The organism is Phyllobacterium lublinensis (genome assembly GCF_020164435.1).
Classification (GTDB): Bacteria; Pseudomonadota; Alphaproteobacteria; order Rhizobiales; family Rhizobiaceae; genus Phyllobacterium; species Phyllobacterium lublinensis.
On sequence record NZ_JAIUDQ010000012.1, the window covers coordinates 76,536 to 97,608 of the forward strand.

Annotated in this window: 25 protein-coding genes; 12 read left to right on the forward strand and 13 right to left on the reverse strand. The window is 59.3% G+C overall.

The genetic code is table 11. The annotated features are described in order from the left end of the window. Nucleotides 1-69 precede the first annotated feature (69 nt). On the forward strand, nucleotides 70-1,020 hold the full coding sequence (locus tag K9U38_RS15300; protein ID WP_224495206.1) for a DMT family transporter: 951 nt from the start codon (nucleotides 70-72) through the stop codon (nucleotides 1,018-1,020). A gap of 14 nt (nucleotides 1,021-1,034) precedes the next feature. Here K9U38_RS15300 and K9U38_RS15305 read toward each other — a convergent pair whose 3' ends face one another. From K9U38_RS15305 to K9U38_RS15320, 4 genes are all read right to left on the reverse strand, one after another. After that, entirely contained in the window at nucleotides 1,035-1,511 is a 477-nt protein-coding gene (locus K9U38_RS15305) for an SRPBCC family protein (RefSeq protein ID WP_224495207.1), read from the reverse strand. Between the two features lie 4 nt (nucleotides 1,512-1,515). Then, the gene (locus K9U38_RS15310) at nucleotides 1,516-1,848 is read right to left on the reverse strand and encodes an ArsR/SmtB family transcription factor (RefSeq protein WP_224495208.1); all 333 of its coding nucleotides are present in this window, start codon (nucleotides 1,846-1,848) and stop codon (nucleotides 1,516-1,518) included. Between the two features lie 72 nt (nucleotides 1,849-1,920). Then, a complete protein-coding gene (locus K9U38_RS15315) occupies nucleotides 1,921-2,115 on the reverse strand; it encodes an eL24 family ribosomal protein (protein WP_224495209.1) in 195 nt (64 codons plus the stop codon). A 25-nt stretch (nucleotides 2,116-2,140) separates the two neighbouring features. After that, nucleotides 2,141-2,602, reverse strand: a complete 462-nt coding sequence (locus K9U38_RS15320) for an OsmC family protein (protein WP_224495210.1) — start codon at nucleotides 2,600-2,602, stop codon at nucleotides 2,141-2,143. Nucleotides 2,603-2,701: 99 nt separating this feature from the next. Here K9U38_RS15320 and K9U38_RS15325 point away from each other — a divergent pair, with 99 nt between their 5' ends. Beyond that, complete coding sequence (locus K9U38_RS15325) at nucleotides 2,702-3,484, forward strand: SDR family oxidoreductase (RefSeq protein WP_224495211.1); 783 nt, start codon at nucleotides 2,702-2,704, stop codon at nucleotides 3,482-3,484. A gap of 32 nt (nucleotides 3,485-3,516) precedes the next feature. Here K9U38_RS15325 and K9U38_RS15330 read toward each other — a convergent pair whose 3' ends face one another. Then, nucleotides 3,517-4,203 (reverse strand): response regulator, encoded by a 687-nt coding sequence (locus tag K9U38_RS15330; protein WP_224495212.1) that lies wholly within the window; start codon nucleotides 4,201-4,203, stop codon nucleotides 3,517-3,519. Further along, the gene (locus tag K9U38_RS15335; RefSeq protein WP_224495213.1) at nucleotides 4,200-6,884 is read right to left on the reverse strand and encodes an ATP-binding protein; all 2,685 of its coding nucleotides are present in this window, start codon (nucleotides 6,882-6,884) and stop codon (nucleotides 4,200-4,202) included. Before K9U38_RS15335 ends, K9U38_RS15330 begins: the two co-directional genes overlap by 4 nt. A gap of 179 nt (nucleotides 6,885-7,063) precedes the next feature. On the opposite strand from K9U38_RS15335, the gene K9U38_RS15340 reads away from it, so the two are divergent. Next, entirely contained in the window at nucleotides 7,064-7,357 is a 294-nt protein-coding gene (locus K9U38_RS15340) for a Dabb family protein (protein ID WP_224495214.1), read from the forward strand. 62 nt (nucleotides 7,358-7,419) lie between these two features. On the opposite strand, the gene K9U38_RS15345 is transcribed toward K9U38_RS15340, so the two are convergent. After that, nucleotides 7,420-8,319, reverse strand: coding sequence for a methylated-DNA--[protein]-cysteine S-methyltransferase (locus K9U38_RS15345; protein WP_224495215.1), 900 nt, complete (start codon nucleotides 8,317-8,319; stop codon nucleotides 7,420-7,422). An 81-nt stretch (nucleotides 8,320-8,400) separates the two neighbouring features. Beyond that, nucleotides 8,401-8,895, reverse strand: coding sequence for a DUF2244 domain-containing protein (locus tag K9U38_RS15350; RefSeq protein WP_224495216.1), 495 nt, complete (start codon nucleotides 8,893-8,895; stop codon nucleotides 8,401-8,403). Between the two features lie 70 nt (nucleotides 8,896-8,965). Here K9U38_RS15350 and nth point away from each other — a divergent pair, with 70 nt between their 5' ends. Continuing rightward, nucleotides 8,966-9,688: an endonuclease III gene (nth, locus tag K9U38_RS15355; protein WP_370631959.1), complete on the forward strand. Its 723-nt coding sequence runs from the start codon at nucleotides 8,966-8,968 to the stop codon at nucleotides 9,686-9,688. A 189-nt stretch (nucleotides 9,689-9,877) separates the two neighbouring features. Here nth and K9U38_RS15360 read toward each other — a convergent pair whose 3' ends face one another. After that, nucleotides 9,878-10,609 carry a sulfate transporter family protein gene (locus K9U38_RS15360; protein ID WP_224495218.1) on the reverse strand — a complete coding sequence of 244 codons (732 nt, stop codon included), beginning with the start codon at nucleotides 10,607-10,609 and terminating at the stop codon, nucleotides 9,878-9,880. 165 nt (nucleotides 10,610-10,774) lie between these two features. On the opposite strand from K9U38_RS15360, the gene K9U38_RS15365 reads away from it, so the two are divergent. Beyond that, nucleotides 10,775-11,767: an adenosine kinase gene (locus K9U38_RS15365; RefSeq protein WP_224495219.1), complete on the forward strand. Its 993-nt coding sequence runs from the start codon at nucleotides 10,775-10,777 to the stop codon at nucleotides 11,765-11,767. On the opposite strand, the gene K9U38_RS15370 is transcribed toward K9U38_RS15365, so the two are convergent. The 3 genes from K9U38_RS15370 to hrcA form a co-directional block, all read right to left on the reverse strand. Further along, on the reverse strand, nucleotides 11,727-12,407 hold the full coding sequence (locus tag K9U38_RS15370) for a trimeric intracellular cation channel family protein (protein WP_224495220.1): 681 nt from the start codon (nucleotides 12,405-12,407) through the stop codon (nucleotides 11,727-11,729). The genes K9U38_RS15365 and K9U38_RS15370 overlap by 41 nt on opposite strands. Before the next feature lie 111 nt (nucleotides 12,408-12,518). Further along, nucleotides 12,519-13,232, reverse strand: coding sequence for a nucleotide exchange factor GrpE (gene grpE, locus K9U38_RS15375; protein WP_224495221.1), 714 nt, complete (start codon nucleotides 13,230-13,232; stop codon nucleotides 12,519-12,521). 74 nt (nucleotides 13,233-13,306) lie between these two features. Beyond that, complete coding sequence (gene hrcA, locus K9U38_RS15380; protein WP_224495222.1) at nucleotides 13,307-14,377, reverse strand: heat-inducible transcriptional repressor HrcA; 1,071 nt, start codon at nucleotides 14,375-14,377, stop codon at nucleotides 13,307-13,309. A gap of 125 nt (nucleotides 14,378-14,502) precedes the next feature. Between hrcA and rph the strand changes: the two genes are divergently transcribed. From rph to K9U38_RS15410, 6 genes are all read left to right on the forward strand, one after another. After that, the gene (gene rph, locus K9U38_RS15385; protein WP_224495223.1) at nucleotides 14,503-15,219 is read left to right on the forward strand and encodes a ribonuclease PH; all 717 of its coding nucleotides are present in this window, start codon (nucleotides 14,503-14,505) and stop codon (nucleotides 15,217-15,219) included. A 12-nt stretch (nucleotides 15,220-15,231) separates the two neighbouring features. Then, entirely contained in the window at nucleotides 15,232-15,639 is a 408-nt protein-coding gene (locus K9U38_RS15390; protein WP_224495224.1) for a VOC family protein, read from the forward strand. After that, on the forward strand, nucleotides 15,636-16,283 hold the full coding sequence (gene rdgB / locus K9U38_RS15395) for an RdgB/HAM1 family non-canonical purine NTP pyrophosphatase (RefSeq protein ID WP_224495225.1): 648 nt from the start codon (nucleotides 15,636-15,638) through the stop codon (nucleotides 16,281-16,283). Before K9U38_RS15390 ends, rdgB begins: the two co-directional genes overlap by 4 nt. Beyond that, nucleotides 16,280-17,443, forward strand: a complete 1,164-nt coding sequence (gene hemW, locus K9U38_RS15400; protein WP_224495226.1) for a radical SAM family heme chaperone HemW — start codon at nucleotides 16,280-16,282, stop codon at nucleotides 17,441-17,443. The genes rdgB and hemW overlap by 4 nt, the downstream gene beginning before the upstream one ends. Before the next feature lie 87 nt (nucleotides 17,444-17,530). Continuing rightward, nucleotides 17,531-18,430, forward strand: coding sequence for a 16S rRNA (cytidine(1402)-2'-O)-methyltransferase (gene rsmI, locus K9U38_RS15405; protein WP_224495227.1), 900 nt, complete (start codon nucleotides 17,531-17,533; stop codon nucleotides 18,428-18,430). Beyond that, nucleotides 18,427-18,792, forward strand: coding sequence for a YraN family protein (locus tag K9U38_RS15410; RefSeq protein WP_224495228.1), 366 nt, complete (start codon nucleotides 18,427-18,429; stop codon nucleotides 18,790-18,792). Before rsmI ends, K9U38_RS15410 begins: the two co-directional genes overlap by 4 nt. Before the next feature lie 92 nt (nucleotides 18,793-18,884). On the opposite strand, the gene K9U38_RS15415 is transcribed toward K9U38_RS15410, so the two are convergent. Then, entirely contained in the window at nucleotides 18,885-19,280 is a 396-nt protein-coding gene (locus tag K9U38_RS15415) for a VOC family protein (RefSeq protein ID WP_224495229.1), read from the reverse strand. A gap of 334 nt (nucleotides 19,281-19,614) precedes the next feature. On the opposite strand from K9U38_RS15415, the gene cysG reads away from it, so the two are divergent. Then, nucleotides 19,615-21,063, forward strand: coding sequence for a siroheme synthase CysG (gene cysG, locus K9U38_RS15420; protein ID WP_224495230.1), 1,449 nt, complete (start codon nucleotides 19,615-19,617; stop codon nucleotides 21,061-21,063). Nucleotides 21,064-21,073: the final 10 nt, after the last annotated feature.

Genomic DNA, 21,073 nt, shown 5'->3' on the forward strand with positions numbered 1-21,073 from the left:
TTGGGCTGGATTGACGGCTGAAAATAGCACAAAGCAGTCGGAAAAATCCGTCTCGGGAGACGCGCCCACATGTCCATCGCTCCGGCATCCATCTTCAGCGCAACCATACCTTCCGCTGCCCGTCGCGGTGTGGTGCTGATGTTGTTGGGAATGCTGATGTTCTCGTTGAACGATGTCATGGGCAAATGGCTGGTTTCGACCTATTCCGTCGGGCAGGTCGTTCTCATCCGCAGTATTGCTGCCCTCATCGTCCTCGCGCCGTTCATCTGGTATGGCGGCGCAAGCAAGCTGGTCCGGGTCGAGCGTCCTGCAATGCAAGCTGCCCGGGTCTTCATGTCCACTGCGGAAGTCTTCGCATTCTACTTTGCGGTTTCCTACCTGCCGCTTGCCGATGTCATGACCTATTGGCTGGCAGTGCCGATCTATGTAGCCGCGATCTCGCCTTTCGTTCTGAAGGAACCCGTTGGCTGGCGGCGCTGGAGCGCCATCATTGTCGGCTTCATTGGCGTGGTCATTGCACTTGAGCCGTCATCGCAGGCGCTGACGCCGCAAGCGCTCATATCCATTCTCGGCAGCATGACATTCGCGGCCATGCTGCTGCTTGGGCGCACCCTGCGCGGCACGCCGGACACGACACTTGTCTTCTGGCAGATCGTCGGTGCAGGGCTTGCCGGCCTCGCCAGCCTCTGGTTCGAATGGACGCCGGTCAGCCTGCGCGACCTGCTCTTGCTGGGTTTGCTTGGCGTCGTCGCCATGCTTGCCCACGTGCTCGTCAACAGGGCGCTGAAACTGGCTGATGCCGCAACCGTGGCGCCGCTGCAATATACATTGCTGTTGTGGGCGATCCTTTTCGGCTGGCTGGTCTTCGGCGATGTGCCGCGGGTGACGATGCTGGTGGGCGCAGGCTTCATCATCGCCTCGGGCCTTTTCATTCTCTTCCGTGAACAGCAGCTGAAACGTCAGGGCCGTCTCAAGGAACCGGTGGAGACGGTGGTCACGGGCTCAGGCGAAGGCGTCTGAACCTGCTGCGCTCCTTAGGCGTCGGCGTCGGCATCCGTTGTCAGGGAAGCGCCCAACGCGTCAAGCAGATCCTCTGTCCCCCTTCTGCGCATGGATGGATCGTCGAAATCGTCGAGATAGGCACCCTGTTCGGTAAGGACGAGCCTCGTGCCAGTGCCCTCGGGCATCAGTTCAAACGTGGCCAAGGAGACAGAAATGCGCTTGTCATCGAGGTGCATGTCGTAGCTGTAGACAATCCGCTGATCAGGTACGATATCGTGGTAGAGCGCTTCAAACGTGTGGACGGGTCCGCCTTCCGGCCCGCCGCTGTTGATCTCTCGGCCACCAACGCGGAAATCCATCTCATATCTCTCCTGCGCCCATTCATCAGGACCGACGAACCATCTGGATTTCGCTTCCTTGTTGCTCAAGGCAAAGAAGACACGGGCAGGCGCGGCCGAATAGCTGCGTTCGATGACGAACGTGTCGTGCTTCACGGATCGCTTGGTCATGGATTTATCCCTTTTCCTGTTCGGCAAGGAAATCGCCCAGCCTGTCGAGGCGAAGTTCCCAATTCTTGCGCCGCTCCAGCATCCAGTCTTCGGCCGTTTTGAGCGCTGCCCAATCGATATGGCAGGTGCGGACGCGTCCGACCTTCTCGGAACGGACAAGGCCGCTCGCCTCCAGCACCTGGAGGTGCTGCACCACCGCCGGCAACGACATCGTCAGCGGCCTGGCAAGTTCACTGACCGAAGCAGGTCCGCGGCTCAGCCTTTCCACCATGATGCGTCGTGATGGATCGGCGAGGGCCTGGAACATGAGATCGAGAGGTGTTGATTGGTTAAGCATATACTTAAGTATTGCACTCCATACGAAATGTCAATCAACGTTAAACAAGGGTTCGCTTCGCTTGACGTATGGCTAAAGGCCCGATTGTGCCAGGCGGGCAAGGGCCGCTTCGAAGTGATTGGTCGCCTTTTCGAATTTGTCCCGGCAGCCGGTGTTGCAGAAGCCGACGACAGCGCCCTTGTACAGGGTAAGGCTATCTTCCCGGATCGGATCGCCGGACCAGGGGCATGTGGTGTTGATCGCATCGCTGAGCTTCAGTTCAGGCATGGTGTTTCCTCCTATTCCCAGGATGTCAGACTGGTTCAACCTCAATATGGGTGAGCACTGAATTGGCGATGAAGCACTGCGCATGCGCATTGTGGTGCATGTGCGTTTCCGTTGCCCGGTCCGGTGCCGTGCCCGCATAGGTCACGTGCGGTCGCAGTGTGACGCGACTGACATAAAGCTTTCCCTCGGCGTTCTTGCCAAGTTCCCCCTCGGCGGCGTCCCTGTATTCATCGATCACGAACCCTGCCTTTGCGGCGTCCGCGAGAAAAAACAGCATGTGACAGCTCGAAAGCGAGGCGACATACGCCTCCTCGGGATCGACATTCTCGGGCACGGAAAGCGGCACGCGCACGATGTGCGGCGAGGATGAGGCAGGCACCACCGCGCCGCCATCGAACTGCCAGACATGAGCCCTGCTGTATCTGTTGTCCGTAAACATCGTATCATCTGGTCGGGTCCACAGGACTGTCGCGCCGAATGTCGTCATTTTCTGAAGTTTCCTGATCTGGTTTGCCGGTCGAGCTTGTCAAAGTGGGACTGAATTGTCGATAAGGGAAGCTCAGACAAATCAACCGGCGAGGACATCATGGATCTGGGCATCAGAGGAAAACGAGCGATCGTTTGTGCAAGTTCGAAAGGGCTCGGTCGGGGCGTTGCGGAGAAGCTGGCCGAAGCCGGTGTCGACCTGACGTTGAATGCGCGTACCGAAGAGACCTTGCGTGCCACGGCGAATGAAATTGCGGGCAAGTACGGGGTGAAGGTGCAGATTGTCGCCGAAGATGTGACAACCGAGGCCGGACGCCAGGCGCTGCTCAAGGCCGAACCGCGGGCCGATATACTGATCAACAATGCCGGGGGACCGCCTGCCGGCGTCTGGTCCGATTGGGGCGAGGAAGAATGGTTGAAGGCAATCAACAACAACATGCTGACGCCGATCCTCCTGATGAACGCCATTCTGCCGGGCATGATCGAGCGCGGCTGGGGACGCGTCGTCAACATCACGTCGGGCTCTGTCAAATCGCCGATTGCCCAGCTCGGACTTTCCAATGCAGCTCGCAGCGGCCTTACCGGTTTTGTCGCGGGGACCGCGCGTCAGGTCGCAAAATACGGCGTCATCATCAATAGCCTGCTGCCGGGCTCGCACGATACGGACCGCACCAAGGGCTTCATTGAACGGACAGCCAAGGAAAAGGGCATTTCCATCCAGCTCGCCCGCGCGGAGGCCTATGCGGGAAACCCCACGGGCCGCTATGGGACGGCGGAGGAATTCGGTGCCGCGGCGGCATTCCTTTGCAGCCAGTATTCGGGTTTCATCGTCGGCCAGAACCTGCTGCTCGACGGCGGTGCGTTCAATTCCACGATGGGGTGAGGCTGGCGGAGATGGCGGCGACCTCGTCGCCGCTATTCCGCGATGAAACGGTAGCCCACACCGGGCTCCGTGCGGATGAATTGAGGATTGTTCGCATCATCCTCGATTTTCGCACGCAGCTGACCAACGAAGACACGCAGATATTGCAGGTCTTCCACATGCGCACCGCCCCAGACCGAGGCAAGAAGCTGGCGGTGGGTCACGACCATGCCCGCATGCAGCACGAGGTGCACCAGCAACTGATATTCCTTGCGGGTCAGATGCAGCTCGTTGCCATTGCGGGTCACGATACGTTTCGCCATGTCCACGACGAGCCCGTTTGCCTCGAAGCGTGAAGGCACGCTGGTGCCCGCAGCCTTCTGGCGCAGCGCCGTGCGAACGCGCGCCAACAATTCGCCGATACCGAACGGCTTCTCGACATAGTCATTGGCGCCAAGATCCAGTGAAGCGATCTTTTCCGTTTCGCGATCGCGCGCCGACAGCACGATTATGGGCACGTCGGAGAATGCACGGACGGTTTCGATCACCTGCTTGCCATCCTTGTCGGGAAGCCCCAGGTCGAGGATGACGAGATCCGGTGCGCTTGTGGCAATGAGCTTTTCTGCTTCGGCCGCGGTCGAGGCGAGCAGGACTTCATAGTCGGAGGCGGTCAGGGCCGGCTTGAGAAAGCGCTGTATCTGCGGCTCGTCGTCCACAACGAGAATCCGATGCTGGTTCATGCTGCTGTTGCCTCGTTGTCGGGGATTGCGACGGGAAGCCGGACAATGAACCGCGTCCCGCGCTTGCGAATGGCGGGGCTTTCCGCCTTGATGGTGCCGCCCATGGTTTCCACGAAGCCTCGGGCTATCGAGAGGCCGAGGCCCGTTCCCGCTGCCCGGCCATCGCCTTTGGCGCGCCGGTAGAACTTGTTGAAGATCTTCTCGAGATCCTTGGGTGGAATGCCCTTGCCCTGGTCGGTCACACTGATGGCCACCTCCGAATCTTCCTGCCTGGCATAGACGGCGATAGGCCCGTCACCTGCATATTTGGCGGCATTGTCGAGCAGATTGAACAATACCTGACCAAGCAGCGCAGGATCGCCGTTCACTGCAGGGAGATCCGGAGCGATACTGATGTCAACGGCGATCTCAGGCTTCAGCTTCTTTATGCGCTCGATGGATGAGGTAATGGCGTCGGCCGCGTCGACCGCCATGTTCCTGCCCTTGAGCGTACCCGCCTCGATCCGGGTCATGTCAAAGAGGTTGGCGACGAAGCGCGAGAGGCGCCCGGCCTCTTCCTCGATCGTCTGCAGAAGATCTTCGCGCCCATCAGGTTTGATACGATCGCCGAGCTGGCGCAGCGTGGTTACGGCGCCGGTGATGGACGCGAGCGGCGTCTTCAGATCGTGCGAAAGCGACGAAAACAGCGCAGTGTGCAACTTTTCACTTTCTTGCAGAGCTGTTGTCTTGGCGTTTTCCCGCACCAGCTGCGCACGGTCGACGGCGATGGCAGTCTGGTCGAGAATGGCCATCAGCATCCGGTCCTCATGCTCCGTGAACGTATCATGGCCCTGCATCGAAAGGCCCAGTACGCCCGCCACGCCGTGCGAGGTCGGGATGGGGAGAAACTGCCAGTCGATCAGCGGCAAGGTCGCCGTGTCATGGCCTGCCCGTTCGTTCTTTTCAAAGGCCCAGCGGACGGCAGTCATCTCCGTTCCGTCAAGTGCCAGATCCGGCGGCCAGACCGCCTGTATCGCGAGGTCGCCATCGCTCGGCAACAGGATGGCAACGCCGGTGCCAAAGGTCGAATGCAAGTGGGTGGCAGTCGAAAACAAGACATCGTCAAGCCGCGCCGTCCCCGACAGTTTGCGCGAAAACTCGTAAAGTGCCTGCGTATTCTTCGCATGACCTCGCGAACGGGCCACCTGATCGCGCAGCCGTCCGGCCAGGTCGCCGATCATCAGCGCAACAGCGAGGAAGATGACAAGGGAGAACAGCTGGTGCGGCTTGGCTATGCTCAGGTCATGCAGCGGCTCGAGAAAAAAGAAATTGTAGAGGACGAACGAAAGTCCGGCCGCAATCACCGCGGAAAGCCGGCCGCTAACCATGGCCGATAGAATAACGGCCACCAGGAACAGCATGGAGAGGTTTTGCGGATGGACGATCGTGCTGGCGGCAAGACCAAGCAAGGTCGCCAGGCCCGTCGCAGCTATGGGCACTGCGATGGCTGTTGCAAGCTCGACCCGGTTGCGCCTGCGCAAAGACGGCGGCTGATAGGGCGCGCCCTGTTCTTCGCCGGTGACGATATGGACGCCGATGTCGGTAAAGCGTTTGATGATCTCGTCAGGCAGGGAGCGCCGGAACGGATTGACAAATCGTCGTGATCTCGGACGTCCGACAACAATCTGTGTGACGTTCTCGCGCCTGGCAATGCGGAAGATCTCCTCAACGAAATCCTGTGCGATGACACGTCGGGTCTCGGCACCGAGGCGTTCGGCAAGGTCCAGGAGCTCATCGATGCGTCGGGTGGTCTCGGTTCCCGCATCGTTGGCCTGGGTCAGGGAAACGACAAGCCAGCGTGCGTTCAGCCCTGACGCCAGCCGGCTCGCGGTCCGCACGACCTTGTCGGACAGGCTGTCGGGGCCGACGCAGACCAGAAGGCGTTCGCCGGTCGCCCATGGGCCCTCAATCGCATTCTGCCGCAACAGGTCGATCATCTGATCGTCGACGCGGTCGGCTGTACGCCGCAGTGCCAGTTCGCGAAGCGCTGTCAGGTTTTCAGGTTTGAAGAAACCTTTGGCCGCCCGCTCGGCATTGCCCGGCAGATAAACCTTGCCTTCCTTCAGCCGTTCGATCAGTTCTGCCGGCGGAAGGTCGACCAGGAGGACTTCATCCGCGCGCTTGAGGACGGTATCCGGCACGATCTCGCGCACCGCCACGCCTGTAATCTTCCTGACCAGATCGTGCAGGCTTTCCAGATGCTGGACGTTCATCGCCGTCCACACATCGATGCCCTGCCAAAGCAGTTCTTCTATATCCTGATACCGTTTTGGATGACGGCTTCCCGAGGCATTCGTATGGGCGAGCTCGTCGACAACGAGAATGTTCGGCTTGCGGGCGATTGCCGCATCAAGGTCGAATTCCTCAAGGTGCCGGCCACGGTAATTGACCTGTTTGCGGGGTATTATCTCGAGACCTTCCAGTAATTCCGCGGTCTCGGATCTGCCATGGGTCTCGGCCAGGCCAATGACAATATCCTCGCCGTCATCCTTGAGCCGACGGGCGCGCGTGAGCATGGCATAAGTCTTGCCGACACCCGGCGCCGCGCCAAGAAAAACCGTCAGTTTTCCGCGGGTTTCACGCGTGGCAAGCTCGAGTAATTTGTCGGGATCTGGTCGATTTTTTTGACCGTGATCGGTCATTTACGCCTCAATTTCATTGGTGTTGCTCATCGAGCACCAGAACGTTTAGACACCTTGTCGGCAATTGCCAAGGCCAGGGTTCAGCATTCATTGCCGCGTGGATGCGACAGCGCATCTATTGACGGCAGGTGCCGGAATATGAAAAGTCCCGCGCAGTCAATGCAGCAGGAACTCAGACAGTGATCCGTCATATTGTATTCTTCAGTGCCCGCAAACCGGAAGACGTCGAAGCGATTGCCAACGGCCTGAGACGCCTTGGGGAAATTCCCCATTCTGACGTCTTCGAGGTCATGACGAACACCAAGACGGATCCAATCTCCGGTGAGATAGATGTGGTTGTCTACGGTGAATTCAAGGACGCCGAGGCTCTTGCCGCCTACAAGGCTCATCCGATCTACAGCGAAACGACAACCGTCGTCCGCCCTTTGCGCGAGTTGCGCATTTCCGCTGACGTGGTTTCCACACTGCGCTGAACCATAGCAAAAGCCCGGCGAAATGCCGGGCTTTGTCTTTCGGAGGATGACAGTATCGGGTTTCAGCCGGCCCGGTCCATTGCGGCTTCGGCACTCAGTTGACCAGCTTCCCATCCAAGGATCGCGCGTTTGCGGGTGAGGCCCCAGTGATAGCCGGTCAACGCACCTGACTTGCCGACTGCGCGATGGCAGGGCACGACAAATGAGACCGGATTTGCACCGACCGCAGCGCCTACGGCCCGCGAAGCATTGGGTGAGCCTATGTCGGCGGCGATGTCGGAATAGGCCACACATTTGCCCATCGGGATCTTGAGCAATGCCTCCCATACGCGCAATTGGAAATCGGTACCAATGGTCACAACCTTAAGTGGCCTGTCCGCGCGCCATTCCGCGGGGTTGAAGATCCGCGCGGCGTAGGGCGCGGTAGCCGCAAGGTCTTCGACATAGGTGGCGTTGGGCCAGCGCGACGTCATGTCGGCCAGTGCATCGCGCTCCTTGCCCGCATCAGCAAATGCCAGGCCCGCTAGCCCGCGGTCTGTCACCATGACGAGTGCGAGGCCAAACGGCGAGATGAGGTAGCCGTATCGAATGGTAAGGCCGGCCCCGCGCGATTTATAATCGCCTGGTGACATGCCCTCGTGGGTGACGAACAGATCATGCAGGCGGCTTGGGCCGGACAGCCCGGTCTCGTAGGACGTTTCCAAGAGCGGCATGCCTTCGTCGAGGAGACGGCGCGCATGGTCGATGGTCACCGCCTGCAGGAAACCCTTTGGCGAAAGGCCCGCCCATCGCGTGAACAGCTTCTGCAATGCCGTCGGCGACAGGCCGGTATCGCTGGCTAGGGTCTCCAGCGATGGCTGGTCGCGATAGTCCTTGCTGATGCGTTCGATGATATGGCTGACGATCGCATAATCGTCGCCAGTAGGGGTGATGTCTTTTTGAAGTATGGCCTGTGGTTGCATGAGTTTTACCTCTCTGTTGAGGCTATATGACCATTCTCGCGCACGCTCTGCCACCCGATTCTTGCGCGAAAGGAAATTGAACTAGCGGCCCTTGGCAGTTGCCAGCGCCAACTGGAATGCCGAGGCAAAGCTCTCGCGGTCATCGGGATTGAGGAATGAGCCGATTGTCACAACCTTGCCTTGTCCCTCGACCTTCATTGAAGTGATACCGATTTCCGCATGCCGGGCGACGCTGAAGCGCGTCCAGAATGGATTGAACTCATGGAGCTTGGAGCGCCCGGATGGTGTGACCTGGCGGATCTGGAGTGCAATGCGCGAAACGCTTACTTCCTCGTGAACTTTGCCGGAAGCGTAATTCATCCGGAAAGCCAAATACACGATCACCACGTCGAGACCGAAGAAGCCGAAAACCGGCCATGCGCCGAGTGACAGGAAGAACAGGCCGGTGAAAAAACTGCTCACACCGAGCGTGCCCATCAAAATCAGGAAGCCTGACTTGCCAAGCGAGCGGTGCGGCACCAAAAGCGCGCGGAAGATTTCTTCCTCGTTCATGGCCGCCGGGTCATTCGGATTCATTGTCTGGCTCATGGCGATTAAGTATAGAAGGCAAATGGAAAATCCCAAGCGCAAAGTTGATACGCTCGATATGAGCATCGCCAGGCCGGCCCGGGTTCGCAACGTTCCCGGTACACGTTATACGGCAGCGGAAATTCACGAAATATTCCGCCGGTTCCGGGTGCAGCGCCCCGAGCCGAAGGGTGAACTCGAACACGTCAATCCCTTTACACTGCTGGTCGCAGTGGTGCTGTCGGCGCAGGCTACCGATGCCGGTGTGAACAAGGCAACACGGGCACTGTTCGACGTGGCGGACACACCGGAAAAGATGCTTGCCCTCGGGGAGGCAAAGGTTGGCGACTATATCCGTACCATCGGGCTGTGGCGCAACAAGGCCAAGAATGTCATTGCCCTGTCCGAGGCGCTGATTGACCGGTATGGCAGCGTCGTTCCGGACGATCGCGATGAATTGATCAAGCTGCCGGGCGTTGGCCGCAAGACGGCCAATGTCGTGCTCTCCATGGCATTCGGACAATCGACCATGGCGGTCGATACGCACATCTTCCGGATCGGCAACCGGCTTGGCCTCGCCCCCGGGAAGACGCCGGACGAGGTGGAAGCAAGGTTGATGAAGGTCATCCCGTCAGAGTTTCTCTACCACGCGCACCATTGGCTGATCCTGCACGGCCGCTACGTCTGCAAGGCTCGCAAGCCCGAATGCCCCGCCTGTGTCATTGCCGACATCTGCAAGGCGGCAGAAAAGACATCGGAAATCCCGGCGCCGCTGGTTCCTCTCCCGGTCCAGGTTTTCTAAGGAACGTAGGACCCTGTCGAGGAGAGCTTTTCCCGGTCCGTCATCCTCGGGCTTGACCCGAGGATCCATTGCAATGGGGATGTGTCGCTCGAAGAGAGCTGTTGCCTTTCAACCCTTGGGTCCTCGGGTCAAGCCCGAGGATGACGGAGGGGGAGGTGCTTTACGACGTGCGGAGCGATGCGTTTACGATCACGGAACGCTTCGAGGAGACTGTTCTAATCTATCTTCCGCCCTCGCCACGGCCTTGTGCAGGTGCACCATCATGGCGGCGGCAAAGAGCGGTGTGAGCAGGTTGAGGATGGGGACGGCCATGAAGGCGGCAATCACCAGGCCCGCGATGAACACTGTCAATGCATGCCGGGAACGCAGTGCCTTTGCCTCCGATTCCGGGCGGAACCGCATGGCGGCGAACTCGAAGAACTCGCGACCGAGCAGATAGCCATTGACGACGAAGAAGGCGACGATGTTGACGCCAGGGATCAGCAGCATCAGCAGTGCGACGATGTTGCCGGCGATGACAACACCCATGAATTTGACTGACAGGATGAGCGAACGAACCGCTGGAAGAGCCTTTCCCTTCGGATCATGGGGATAGTCCTCTTGCTCCACCAGATCGGCCACGTCGTCGAGAAACAGACCGGCAACGACGGCGGTGACCGGTGCGATCAACAGTGCAAGGCCGAGCGCAAGCCCAAGACTGGCAAGAACACCTGCGATGAAGCCGATCCAGCCGGTCCAGGCGGGCAGGTCGGGGATCATCTGGTCGAAAAACGGCCAGGCCAGAAGTTCGAACACCTCGCGCAGCCCGAACCATATGACGACAAGCAAAAGCAGGGTCAGTCCAAGTGATTTCCAAAGGACGGCGCGGAACTCCGGACGGAAAAGATGATTGGCCGCTGCCCGGGCACTTTCAAGGATCATTTCTCACTCGCTTCCAAAGGTACCGACAATCGACATAGGAGCCGGCCCGTCGGCGCACAAGGCGAAACGCGAAAGAAGGGGTGGTCATTTGCCCCCCATTGTTTTAGAGCAAAGGCAAAATGATAACCGCCAACAGGTACCGACCAGTTCAATTCCGGAGATTTCATGTCCAGCTATGACGTGCTTTGCATCGGCAACGCCATTGTCGATATCATCGCCCGCACCGACGACGATTTCATCGTCAAGAACGGCATCGTCAAGAACGCAATGAACCTGATCGATGCCGATCGTGCTGAATTCCTTTACGAGCGCATGGGCCCGGCGATCGAGGCTTCAGGGGGAAGTGCCGGCAACACCGCCGCGGGCATCGCCAGCATGGGCGGGCGGGCCGCATATTTCGGCAAGGTTGCCGATGATCAGCTCGGTCACGTCTTCACCCACGATATTCGTTCGCAGGGTGTTGCCTTCGACACACGCGTATTGAGTGCTCCGCCGCCCACCGCGCGCTCTATGATCTTCGTCACTCCGGATGGCGAACGCTCGATGAACACCTATCTTGGAGCCTGTGTCGAGCTTGGTCCCGAAGATGTCGAGAGCTCCAAGGTTTCCGAAGCCAAGGTGACCTACTTCGAAGGCTATCTCTGGGATCCGCCCCGGGCCAAGGAAGCAATCCGCCTGTCGGCGAAAATCGCCCACGAGCACAAGCGCGAAGTATCGATGACGTTGTCAGATCCGTTCTGTGTTGACCGATATCGCGAGGAGTTCCTTGATCTGATGCGCTCCGGCACGGTCGATATCGTCTTTGCCAATGAAGCCGAGCTGAAATCGCTGTACCAGACTGACGATTTCGAAAAAGGTCTCAACCTCATCCGCAGGGATTGCAAACTTGCCGCGATCACACGCTCTGAAAAGGGTTCGGTTGTCGTTTCCGGTGACGAGACCGTCACGGTTCCTGCAATCGAGATCGCTGAACTCGTAGACACGACCGGCGCCGGCGACCTTTATGCTGCCGGATTTCTGGTTGGCTATACCACGGGCCGCACCCTGACAGATTGCGCTCGCCTTGGCTCCCTGGCGGCAGGTCTGGTCATCCAGCAGATCGGCCCGCGTCCGCAGCTCAATCTGAAGGCCGCGGCGGAGCAGGCGGGGCTGCTCTGATCACCCCTTCACGCTCGAGCTCGTCCGCGCTGCGGCCGGGCTTGTGGTACGTAGGAAGATACCAGCCGAAATAGAGCGCGCCGCCACGAACTGTGAAGGCTGTCAGCGCGGCGGCCACCGCAGCGATTTCGATCCCGACAGCGAGCTTGTGCAGGGCGATGTAGACCAGGGAACCCGCGAGCGCGGCGGTTACATAGATTTCTCGGCGCATCACAACGGAGGGTTCTCCCGATATGATGTCGCGCAGAATGCCGCCGAACGTCGCCGTCATGATGCCGGTGACCACTGCAATCGTCGAATCGAATCCAAGTGCGATGCTCTTCGCTGCACCCATGACGCTATACGCGGCAAGACCTACCGCATCGAGCCATAACAGCACGCGAAAGCGGGATTCCAGAAGGTTTGCGGTAAAGTAGACGAGGATCGCCGCCACGGCGCAGACAAGCAGGCTTGTCGGGTCTCCGACCCAGAAGACGGGCACGCCGAGAATAAGATCGCGCAATGTCCCGCCGCCGATGCCGGTGACCGCCGCGAGGAAGATGAAGGCCATGATGTCGAGCTGTCGCCTCGACGCTGCCAGGGCCCCGGTCGCGGCGAAGAGAAATATTCCGGCATAGTTGAACAGCTGGATCGTCGTCATCGGCAGTTCCCCCTGGCCGTTATTCCCACCACGATAGAGCATGATCGGAAAATGAAAAGAGCCGCATTCCAGGGTTGAAATGCGGCTCTTGCGAAAGGCAATTCGTTGGGATCAGGCGTCTTTCTCAGCCTGCGGATTGATCGGGCCGGGTTCTGGCTGGCCTTCGCCTGCAGCCTGCTTGGGACCACCCTTGGAAACGCCGACAAGCGCCGGGCGCAACATGCGGTCGCCAATGACGAAGCCTGCCTGAGCGACCTGCAGTACAGTATTATGCGGCACGTCGGCATTCGGAATCTCGAACATCGCCTGATGGAAGTTCGGATCGAACCTCTGGCCCTCCGGTTCGATCTTCTTGACGCCGTGGCGTTCCATCGCCACCATCATGGCCCGTTCGGTCATCTCGACGCCATCGACGAGGCTTTTCAGCCCGGCATCACCATTTGTAAGCGCGTCGGCAGGAATGGCTTCCAGCGCGCGCTTCAGATTGTCGGAAACCGAAAGCATGTCGCGGGCAAAATTGGCAACCGAATAGGAACGCGCATCGTGGACGTCGCGGGCCGTGCGCTTGCGCAGGTTTTCCATATCGGCGGCGAGCCTGAGCAATTGATCCTTCAGGTCGCCATTTTCGGCGCGCAACCGGTCGAGTTCAGCCCAATTCTGGGCGTTGGTCTCGACTTCGTCTTCCTGGGCGCGAGCATATTCCTCGGCCTTGCGCGTTTTCAGAAAATCATCGGCCGCACGCTTCAGCGCATCGCGATCGCGCGGATTCTTCAGGTCGCGCTGGTCGAGATCGGGTGTGTCGTGATTTTTCTTGTCTTCAGCCATGTATCCTGTCCGTTCACTATTCGTAAGTTGCGCTGGATATCGAGGTTTAGGCCATAAAAATCAAGTCCAAATGACTATCGCAGCAGGCGCGACACAAGCTGGGCGGTATAATCCACCATTGGTACGATGCGCGCGTAGTTCAGACGTGTCGGTCCGATGACACCCAGCGCCCCGATTACCCGCTGCTCTGAATCGCGATAGGGAGCAATGACCAGAGAGGAACCGGAAAGGGAAAACAGCTTGTTTTCGGAACCGATGAAAATGCGCACGCCAGGCCCCGCCTCGGCCAGGTCCAGCAGTTGCAGCGTACCCTCCTTGGTCTCCAGATCGTCGAACAGATGGCGCAGGCGCTCAAGATCGGCTTCGGCATTCACCTGCTCGAGCAGGTTGCCGCGACCGCGTACGATCAAGCGCGCTGGCTGGCCTCCGCCGGCCCCGCCCCATATGGCCAGTCCCTGCTCGACAAGATGCTGCGACAGGGCATCGAGTGCCTGCTGGGTTTCGTCCTTGAGCCTTGCGATCTCCTGCCGTGCCTCGGTGATGGTCCGTCCCTGGATATGTGCGTTGAGGAAATTGGAAGCCTCGATCAGTTGCGATGGCGTAACGCCAACGGGAAGGTCGATCACCCTGTTCTCGATGTCGCCGCTGTTTGTAACAAGCACGGCCAATGCCTTGGTCGGCTCCAGCCGGACGAACTCGATGTGCTTGAGCGCGCCCTCCGCCTTGGCGGCCAGGACAAGGCCGGCCCCGCGCGACATGCCAGATAGAATCTGGCTCGCCTGCGTCAACACGCTTTCCGGCGACTGGGTTTCGCCAGCGGCCCGGACCTGCGCCTCGATCGTGTTGCGCTCCGCCGAAGACAGGTCTCCGACCTCCATGAAGGCATCGACGAAGAAGCGCAGTCCCAATTGTGTCGGCAGGCGCCCGGCAGATATATGCGGTGCATAGACCAGCCCGAGATGTTCAAGATCGCTCATCACATTGCGGATGGTCGCGGGTGAGAGCGACACAGGAAGGATTCGCGACAGGTTGCGCGATCCCACCGGCTCGCCATCGCCGAGATAGCTTTCGACAATGCGCCGGAAAATATCGCGCGAGCGCTGGTCGAGCGACTGCAGCGTTTCCGGAACCACGACCTTATTCATCACGCCTCGACTTCTGTTTGCAACTGGCCTGATATAAGCATTGTCTGGCCAATCATCAAAGCCTTTGCTTCGCATGCCCTTTGCTCTAAAAGGCCGGACAACTTATTTTTCAAAGAGGTCTTTCAATGCGTCCTTCCAAACGAGCCCCGGATGAAATGCGCGCCATTTCCTTTGAGCGTGGCGTTTCCAAACATGCCGAGGGGTCGTGCCTGGTGAAATTTGGCGACACCCATGTCCTGTGCACCGCCAGCCTTGAGGAAAAGGTGCCGGGCTGGATGCGCAATACAGGTAAGGGCTGGGTTACTGCCGAATATGGCATGCTGCCGCGCTCGACCGGCGATCGCATGCGCCGGGAAGCGTCTTCCGGCAAGCAGGGTGGCCGCACCCTTGAAATCCAGCGGCTGATCGCCCGCTCACTGCGCGCCGTGGTTGATCTGCAGGCGCTCGGAGAAGTGCAGATTACCGTTGACTGCGATGTGATCCAGGCCGATGGCGGTACCCGCACGGCGGCCATTACCGGCGGTTGGGTAGCGCTGCATGAATGCCTGCGCTGGATGGAAACACGGCAGATGCTGAAGGTCGAGAAGGTTCTGAAGGATCACGTCGCCGCGATCTCCTGTGGTATTTCCGACGGTACGCCGGTGATCGACCTGGATTATCAGGAAGATTCCTCGGCCCAGACCGATGCCAATTTCGTCATGACCGGCAAGGGTGGTATCGTCGAGGTGCAGGGAACCGCGGAAGGCGAGCCCTTTTCCGAGGAAGAATTGCTGTCATTGATGGGCCTTGCACGCAATGGCATCAACCGGCTCGTTTCCTTGCAGAAAATGGCCGTCAGCTAGAAGACGAGAACCATGCAGCCATCAGGAATACTGGAAACAGCGCTCTATGTGACCGATCTGGTGGCGGCAAAGGCTTTCTATGCCGGGATTCTGGGGCTCGAGGTGATACTCGAAACGCCGAAGCGCTCGATTTTCTTCCGCTGCGGTTCCGGTGTCCTTATTCTGTTTGATCCGGTTTTGATCAACGAACGCCCGCCTGGCAGCCTGCCGATACCCTCACACGGTGCGACAGGCCCGGGTCATGTGTGTTTTCGCGCATCACGGGATGAAATTGCCGACTGGAAATCCCATCTGCAGGCGCAGGGCATTGCCATTGAAAGCGAGTTTGATTGGCCCAATGGAGCCCGTTCGTTGTATTTCCGCGATCCTTCGGGAAATTCGATTGAGTTTGCGGAGCCGAAACTATGGAATCTGACATGAGAACACTCGAAAAGGGCAAGCTGCTCGTCGCCAGCCACAACCAGGGCAAGATCAGGGAAATGATCGACCTGCTCGGACCATTTGGCTTCGAGGTAGTGTCGGCTGGCGATCTCGGCTTGCCTGAACCCGACGAGACCGGCACGACGTTCGAGGAAAATGCCTATATCAAGGCCTTTGCCGCCGCCAAGGCGACGGGACTTGTCGCACTATCGGACGATTCCGGCCTGTGCGTTGACGCACTGGGCGGCGATCCCGGCGTTTATACAGCCAATTGGGCGGAACTGCCCGATGGGAAGCGCGATTTTGCCCACGGCATGCAAAAGGTGGAGAAAGCGCTGCAGGAGAAGGGCGCGCATCGGCCCGAGGACCGCAGCGGTCGCTTCGTTTCCGTCATCTGTCTCGCCTGGCCGGATGGCGAAGCAAATTATTATCGCGGCGAGGTCGAAGGCCAGATTATCTGGCCGCCGCGCGGCACCGCCGGTTTCGGCTATGATCCCGTGTTCAAGCCGGAGGGTTACGATGCAACCTTCGGCGAGATGACCGCAGAACAGAAGCATGGCTGGAAGCCCGGCGATACCGATGCGCTGTCACACCGCGCCCGGGCGTTCCAGCACTTTGCCAAAGATTGCCTGGACGCCGGATGAATCACCCTGACAAAGGCGAAACCGCCTTCGGCGTCTACGTTCATTGGCCCTTCTGCATGGCCAAGTGCCCTTACTGTGATTTCAACTCGCATGTGCGGCATGAGCAGGTCGATCAACCGCGCTTTGCCGCCGCCTTCGCGCGTGAAATGGCCACGATGCGCGAACGGAGCGGCCAGCGTACGGTCTCCAGCATTTTCCTCGGCGGTGGGACACCATCACTGATGCAACCCGAGACGGTTGCTTCCGTTCTCGATGAAATAGCCCGCAAATGGCACGTACCCGACGATATCGAGATTACACTGGAGGCCAATCCGACGAGTGTCGAGGCTGACCGCTTTCGCGGCTACCGGGCGGCCGGTGTCAATCGTGTTTCCCTCGGCGTGCAGGCTCTCAACGACCCTGACCTGCGCAGGCTCGGTCGCATGCACAATGTCGATGAAGCATTGGCTGCGATCAGGCTGGCACGCGAAATCTTCCCGCGGCTGTCGTTCGACTTGATCTATGCACGGCCCGACCAGACCATTGAAGCCTGGCGCGAGGAACTTGCCCGGGCGATATCCTATGCTGCCGACCATCTGTCACTCTACCAACTGACCATCGAGGAAGGCACGCCCTTCTACAATCTCTGGAAGGCGGGGAAACTGGTGACGCCCGACGGCGACCATGCGGCGGCGCTCTACACCGAAACCCAGGACGTGACGGCACGGCATGGCTTGCCGGCCTATGAGATATCCAATCACGCCGTGCCCGGCGCGGAGTCGCAGCACAATCTGGTCTATTGGCGCTACGGTGAATACGTCGGCGTCGGCCCGGGCGCGCATGGACGCTTCATCGAAAATGGCACGCGGATCGTGACGGTCACCGAGCGCCATCCGGAAAGCTGGGTGCAACAGGTCGAGACAAATGGCCATGGCGTGGTCGAGGAAGAGATTTTGACGCATGAGCAGGAGGGTGATGAATTCCTGCTCATGGGCCTGAGGCTCGTCGAGGGCATCGATCTGGCCCGGTATGAGCGTTTGACCGGGCACAGCGTCAAGGAAAAGCGTGTGGTGTCATTGGCCGAACAGGGTCTTATCGAATATATCGGCAACAGCCGCATTCGCACGACGCCCGAAGGAGCCATCGTTCTCAATGCAGTCATCGCCGATCTGGCGGCTTAGGTGTGACACTTCCCTCCCCACAAGGGGGAGGGTAAGGAAGGTGATAATATTTTCGCGTGTTTTAATTGAACAAACCGGGGTAACGACTTGTCCGAAGGGGAAGCAAAAGAGCGGGATTATCAGATCGGCAGCGCCTCCTATCGGGCCCGTCCGCTGGAGCCGGCGCTCTATATCGTGGCGACTCCCATAGGCAATCTCGGCGACATGACCATTCGCGGGATAGAGACGCTGGCCGCGGCAGATGTTATCGCCTGCGAGGATACGCGGGTCAGCCGCGTGCTGCTCGAGAGGTACGGCATTTCCCGGCGGCCCTATGCCTATCATGAGCACAATGCCGATATGGCCGGACCCAAGCTCATCGAGGCGCTGCTTGGCGGAAAGAGCGTCGCATTGATTTCCGATGCGGGCACGCCGCTGGTGTCGGATCCTGGCGGGCGGCTGGTGCCGGAAGCCAAAGCTGCCGGTATCAGGGTGGTGCCTGTCCCAGGGGCATCGTCGGTTCTTGCCGCGTTGACAGCGTCGGGCCTTTTCAAGGATGCATTTTATTTTGCCGGCTTTCTATCGTCCAAGCAAGGCCAGCGCCGGGCAAAGCTCGAACAGTTGAAAATGCTTGACGCAGCGCTGGTGTTCTTCGAATCCCCGAACCGCGCCGCTACGACATTGGCCGATATGGCTGACATTTTCGGCCCCGAGCGGCAGGCTTCGCTCTGCCGCGAACTGACCAAGACCTATGAGACGATCACGACATTGCCGTTGAAGGAACTGGCAGCGGAATTCGACGGCGAAGACCGCATTCGCGGCGAGGTCGTGCTTGTCATCGGTCCGCCAAAACTGGACGAGCATGTGGCCCGCACCGATGACGATATCGACGCACTGCTCAAGGCACTCAGTCTGGAGATGTCGCCGGCCAAGGCGGCGGGAGAGGCATCGCGCATGACCGGGCGGCCGAAAGGCGAACTCTATCAACGGCTCCTGGCGATGAAATGAGCGGGACGGGCAAACGCCAGAAGGCCTACCGTCGCGGCCATTCTGCCGAACGCCTTGCTGCCGTCGCACTGATGTTGAAGGGATATCGCATCATTGGACGCCGCTATCGCACAAAACTCGGCGAAATCGATCTGATCGCAAGGCGGGGTGATGTTGTCCTCATGGTCGAGGTCAAGGCGCGGGCAACGCTCGAGCAGGCGATGGACTCGGTCAATCTGCTCACCATGCGCCGCATCGAGGCGGCGGCCGGTCAATGGCTTTCCCGCCAACCGGATCACGCGAAACTCTCGCTGCGCTTCGATCTCGTCGCCATCCTCCCCTGGCGCTGGCCAGTGCATGTACCCGGTGTTTTTACCGCCTGATGTTGTTGAGGGTCCGAATCTCGTTGAGGATAGGCGAAACCTCAGGCACCAGGCGATAGCCGAACATTCCGCACCGGCACGGGCTTTCAGGCCTACTCCGAGGGCATCGCCATATGCATGACCTCCCAGACATGCCCGTCAAGGTCCTGGAAGCTGCAGCCATACATGAAGCCCAGGTCCTGGACCGGTTTCCATGCCTTGCCCCCGCCGGCAAGCGCCTTTGCCAGGATGTCATCCACCTCCGCCCTGCTGGTGGCGGACAAGGCAATAAGAACCTCCTGGGCCTTGGTGGCGTCACTGATGTCATTGTTGATGAATTCCCTGAAACGCTCCTCGACGAGCAACATTGCATAGATATTGTCCGCAATGATCATGCAGGCGGTCTTGTCGTCGGAAAAATCCGGATTGAAGCTGAAACCGAGCGTGGCGAAGAAGGTTTTCGACGCTTCCAGGTTCTTGACCGGAAGGTTGACAAAGATCATGCGCATTCAATGGTCTCCTCTCGATTTACGCCGCGACCCATAAGGAACGATCCTTGTCCGATGGCGTTCCGGCGAGAAATCGCTTGCAATCCTGTGTTAACACGATAAAGGTAGTCGTGTATTGGTCGTTTGTTGATCAAATGTGGATGACTCTGTGTGTCGCTTAGCCTTGAGGCGATAGCTTGACACGCATCTCTTTGCTTACCGTAGAAAGAGAATCCGCTTGCTTCCGATATTTCAGAAATTCCATGCTCCCCCTTGGAGTTCGGCGCACTTCTGTTCCTTATAAACCCGTGCCGTATCATGGATAATCCCGATAAACCTCGGGATGACTTTATTCATGTCCATGCATGCAAGCCAGCTTTCTGTCTTTCCAGCCTTTTTCCGCGTGCGGAACGAAGTGCTTGTCGTCGTTGGCAATGGCGAGGAAGCGCTCAACAAGGTCAGGCTTCTGGCACAGACGAACGCCAATATTCGCGTGATCGCACCCGACACCGAACAGGAATTGGCGGACTTTCTCCAAACGGGTCCTTACCATCACATCGCAGAAGAATTTGCTCCCAAGCATCTGACCGGCGCAAAACTGGTCTTCGTCGCCACCGGTGACGAAGACCAGGATGGTATGATCGCGGCTGAAGCGCGCCGTCAGGGTGTGCCCGTCAACGTCGTGGATCGGCCCGACCTTTGCGACTTCTTCACGCCCGCCATCGTCAACCGTGCACCGCTTGCCATCGCCATCGGTTCTGAGGGCACCGGCCCGGTGCTCACCCAAATGATCCGCGCGCGTATCGATGCAGCATTCTCGCCGCGCCTTGGTGATCTGGCGCGCCTGGCCAATGCTTACCGGCCGGTCGTCGAAAAACTGGTCAAGAAAGGCCTTCCGCGCCGCCTGTTCTGGCGTTCGTTTTTCGCAGGGGACGTCGCCAGTCACGTCAACAACAATGATCTGACCGGTGCACACCGGGCCGCAGCCGATCTTCTGGAAAACCAGGATGAGCCAAAGGGATATGTCTGGCTGGTGGGTGCGGGACCTGGAGCAGAAGATCTTTTGACGTTGCGCGCGCACCGCGTGCTCATGGAAGCTGACGTCATTGTCTACGACGCACTGGTACCGGAGGCGGTTGTTGCCATGGGCCGCCGCGACGCGACGCGGCTTTCCGTCGGCAAGCGCAAGGGCTGCCACTCCAAGAGCCAGGACGAGATCAACGATCTGCTGGTTTCGCTCGGCCGTGAAGGCAAGCGCGTTGTGCGCCTCAAGTCGGGCGATCCTTTGGTCTATGGCCGCGCTGGTGAGGAAATGGCCGCCTTGCGTGACGCCGGTATCGCCTTCGAAATCGTCCCCGGCATCACGTCGGCCTTCGCAGCCGCCGCCGATATGCAATTGCCGCTGACCCTGCGTGGTGTCGCATCCTCTCTCGTGTTCACAACCGGTCACGACATGGCGGGTGAAGTACTGCCGGATTGGGCGCGCCTTGCCATCTCCGGCGCGACGATCGCCGTCTATATGGGCCGCAGCGTCGCCGCCTCCGTTGCGGAGCGGCTGATGCAGGCAGGCCTTCATGCCGACACGGGTGTTGCAGTCATCGAAAATGCCGGTCGTCCGGAGCGGCGCATGTTCCATGGCACGCTCAACGATCTGCCGGCGCTTGAACAGCGCAGCGACCTTGATGGCCCCGTCATGGTGGTCATTGGCGATGCTGTGGCGGGAGCTGCTATCGACAAGGCCGAGCCCCTGGCTGCCCGGAACAAGAATCTGGTGCTGCGTCACCTTGAAACCAATGCTGCCTGAACGCGAAGGA

Coding starts and splice junctions, on each gene's coding strand:
- K9U38_RS15300 (WP_224495206.1), top strand. CDS start 70: ATGTCCATCGCTCCGGCATCCATCTTCAGCGCAACCATACCTTCCGCT.
- K9U38_RS15305 (WP_224495207.1), bottom strand. CDS start 1,511: ATGACCAAGCGATCCGTGAAGCACGACACGTTCGTCATCGAACGCAGC.
- K9U38_RS15310 (WP_224495208.1), bottom strand. CDS start 1,848: ATGCTTAACCAATCAACACCTCTCGATCTCATGTTCCAGGCCCTCGCC.
- K9U38_RS15315 (WP_224495209.1), bottom strand. CDS start 2,115: ATGCCTGAACTGAAGCTCAGCGATGCGATCAACACCACATGCCCCTGG.
- K9U38_RS15320 (WP_224495210.1), bottom strand. CDS start 2,602: ATGACGACATTCGGCGCGACAGTCCTGTGGACCCGACCAGATGATACG.
- K9U38_RS15325 (WP_224495211.1), top strand. CDS start 2,702: ATGGATCTGGGCATCAGAGGAAAACGAGCGATCGTTTGTGCAAGTTCG.
- K9U38_RS15330 (WP_224495212.1), bottom strand. CDS start 4,203: ATGAACCAGCATCGGATTCTCGTTGTGGACGACGAGCCGCAGATACAG.
- K9U38_RS15335 (WP_224495213.1), bottom strand. CDS start 6,884: ATGACCGATCACGGTCAAAAAAATCGACCAGATCCCGACAAATTACTC.
- K9U38_RS15345 (WP_224495215.1), bottom strand. CDS start 8,319: ATGCAACCACAGGCCATACTTCAAAAAGACATCACCCCTACTGGCGAC.
- K9U38_RS15350 (WP_224495216.1), bottom strand. CDS start 8,895: ATGAATCCGAATGACCCGGCGGCCATGAACGAGGAAGAAATCTTCCGC.
- nth (WP_370631959.1), top strand. CDS start 8,966: ATGAGCATCGCCAGGCCGGCCCGGGTTCGCAACGTTCCCGGTACACGT.
- K9U38_RS15360 (WP_224495218.1), bottom strand. CDS start 10,609: ATGATCCTTGAAAGTGCCCGGGCAGCGGCCAATCATCTTTTCCGTCCG.
- K9U38_RS15365 (WP_224495219.1), top strand. CDS start 10,775: ATGTCCAGCTATGACGTGCTTTGCATCGGCAACGCCATTGTCGATATC.
- K9U38_RS15370 (WP_224495220.1), bottom strand. CDS start 12,407: ATGACGACGATCCAGCTGTTCAACTATGCCGGAATATTTCTCTTCGCC.
- grpE (WP_224495221.1), bottom strand. CDS start 13,232: ATGGCTGAAGACAAGAAAAATCACGACACACCCGATCTCGACCAGCGC.
- hrcA (WP_224495222.1), bottom strand. CDS start 14,377: ATGAATAAGGTCGTGGTTCCGGAAACGCTGCAGTCGCTCGACCAGCGC.
- rph (WP_224495223.1), top strand. CDS start 14,503: ATGCGTCCTTCCAAACGAGCCCCGGATGAAATGCGCGCCATTTCCTTT.
- K9U38_RS15390 (WP_224495224.1), top strand. CDS start 15,232: ATGCAGCCATCAGGAATACTGGAAACAGCGCTCTATGTGACCGATCTG.
- rdgB (WP_224495225.1), top strand. CDS start 15,636: ATGAGAACACTCGAAAAGGGCAAGCTGCTCGTCGCCAGCCACAACCAG.
- hemW (WP_224495226.1), top strand. CDS start 16,280: ATGAATCACCCTGACAAAGGCGAAACCGCCTTCGGCGTCTACGTTCAT.
- K9U38_RS15410 (WP_224495228.1), top strand. CDS start 18,427: ATGAGCGGGACGGGCAAACGCCAGAAGGCCTACCGTCGCGGCCATTCT.
- K9U38_RS15415 (WP_224495229.1), bottom strand. CDS start 19,280: ATGCGCATGATCTTTGTCAACCTTCCGGTCAAGAACCTGGAAGCGTCG.
- cysG (WP_224495230.1), top strand. CDS start 19,615: ATGTCCATGCATGCAAGCCAGCTTTCTGTCTTTCCAGCCTTTTTCCGC.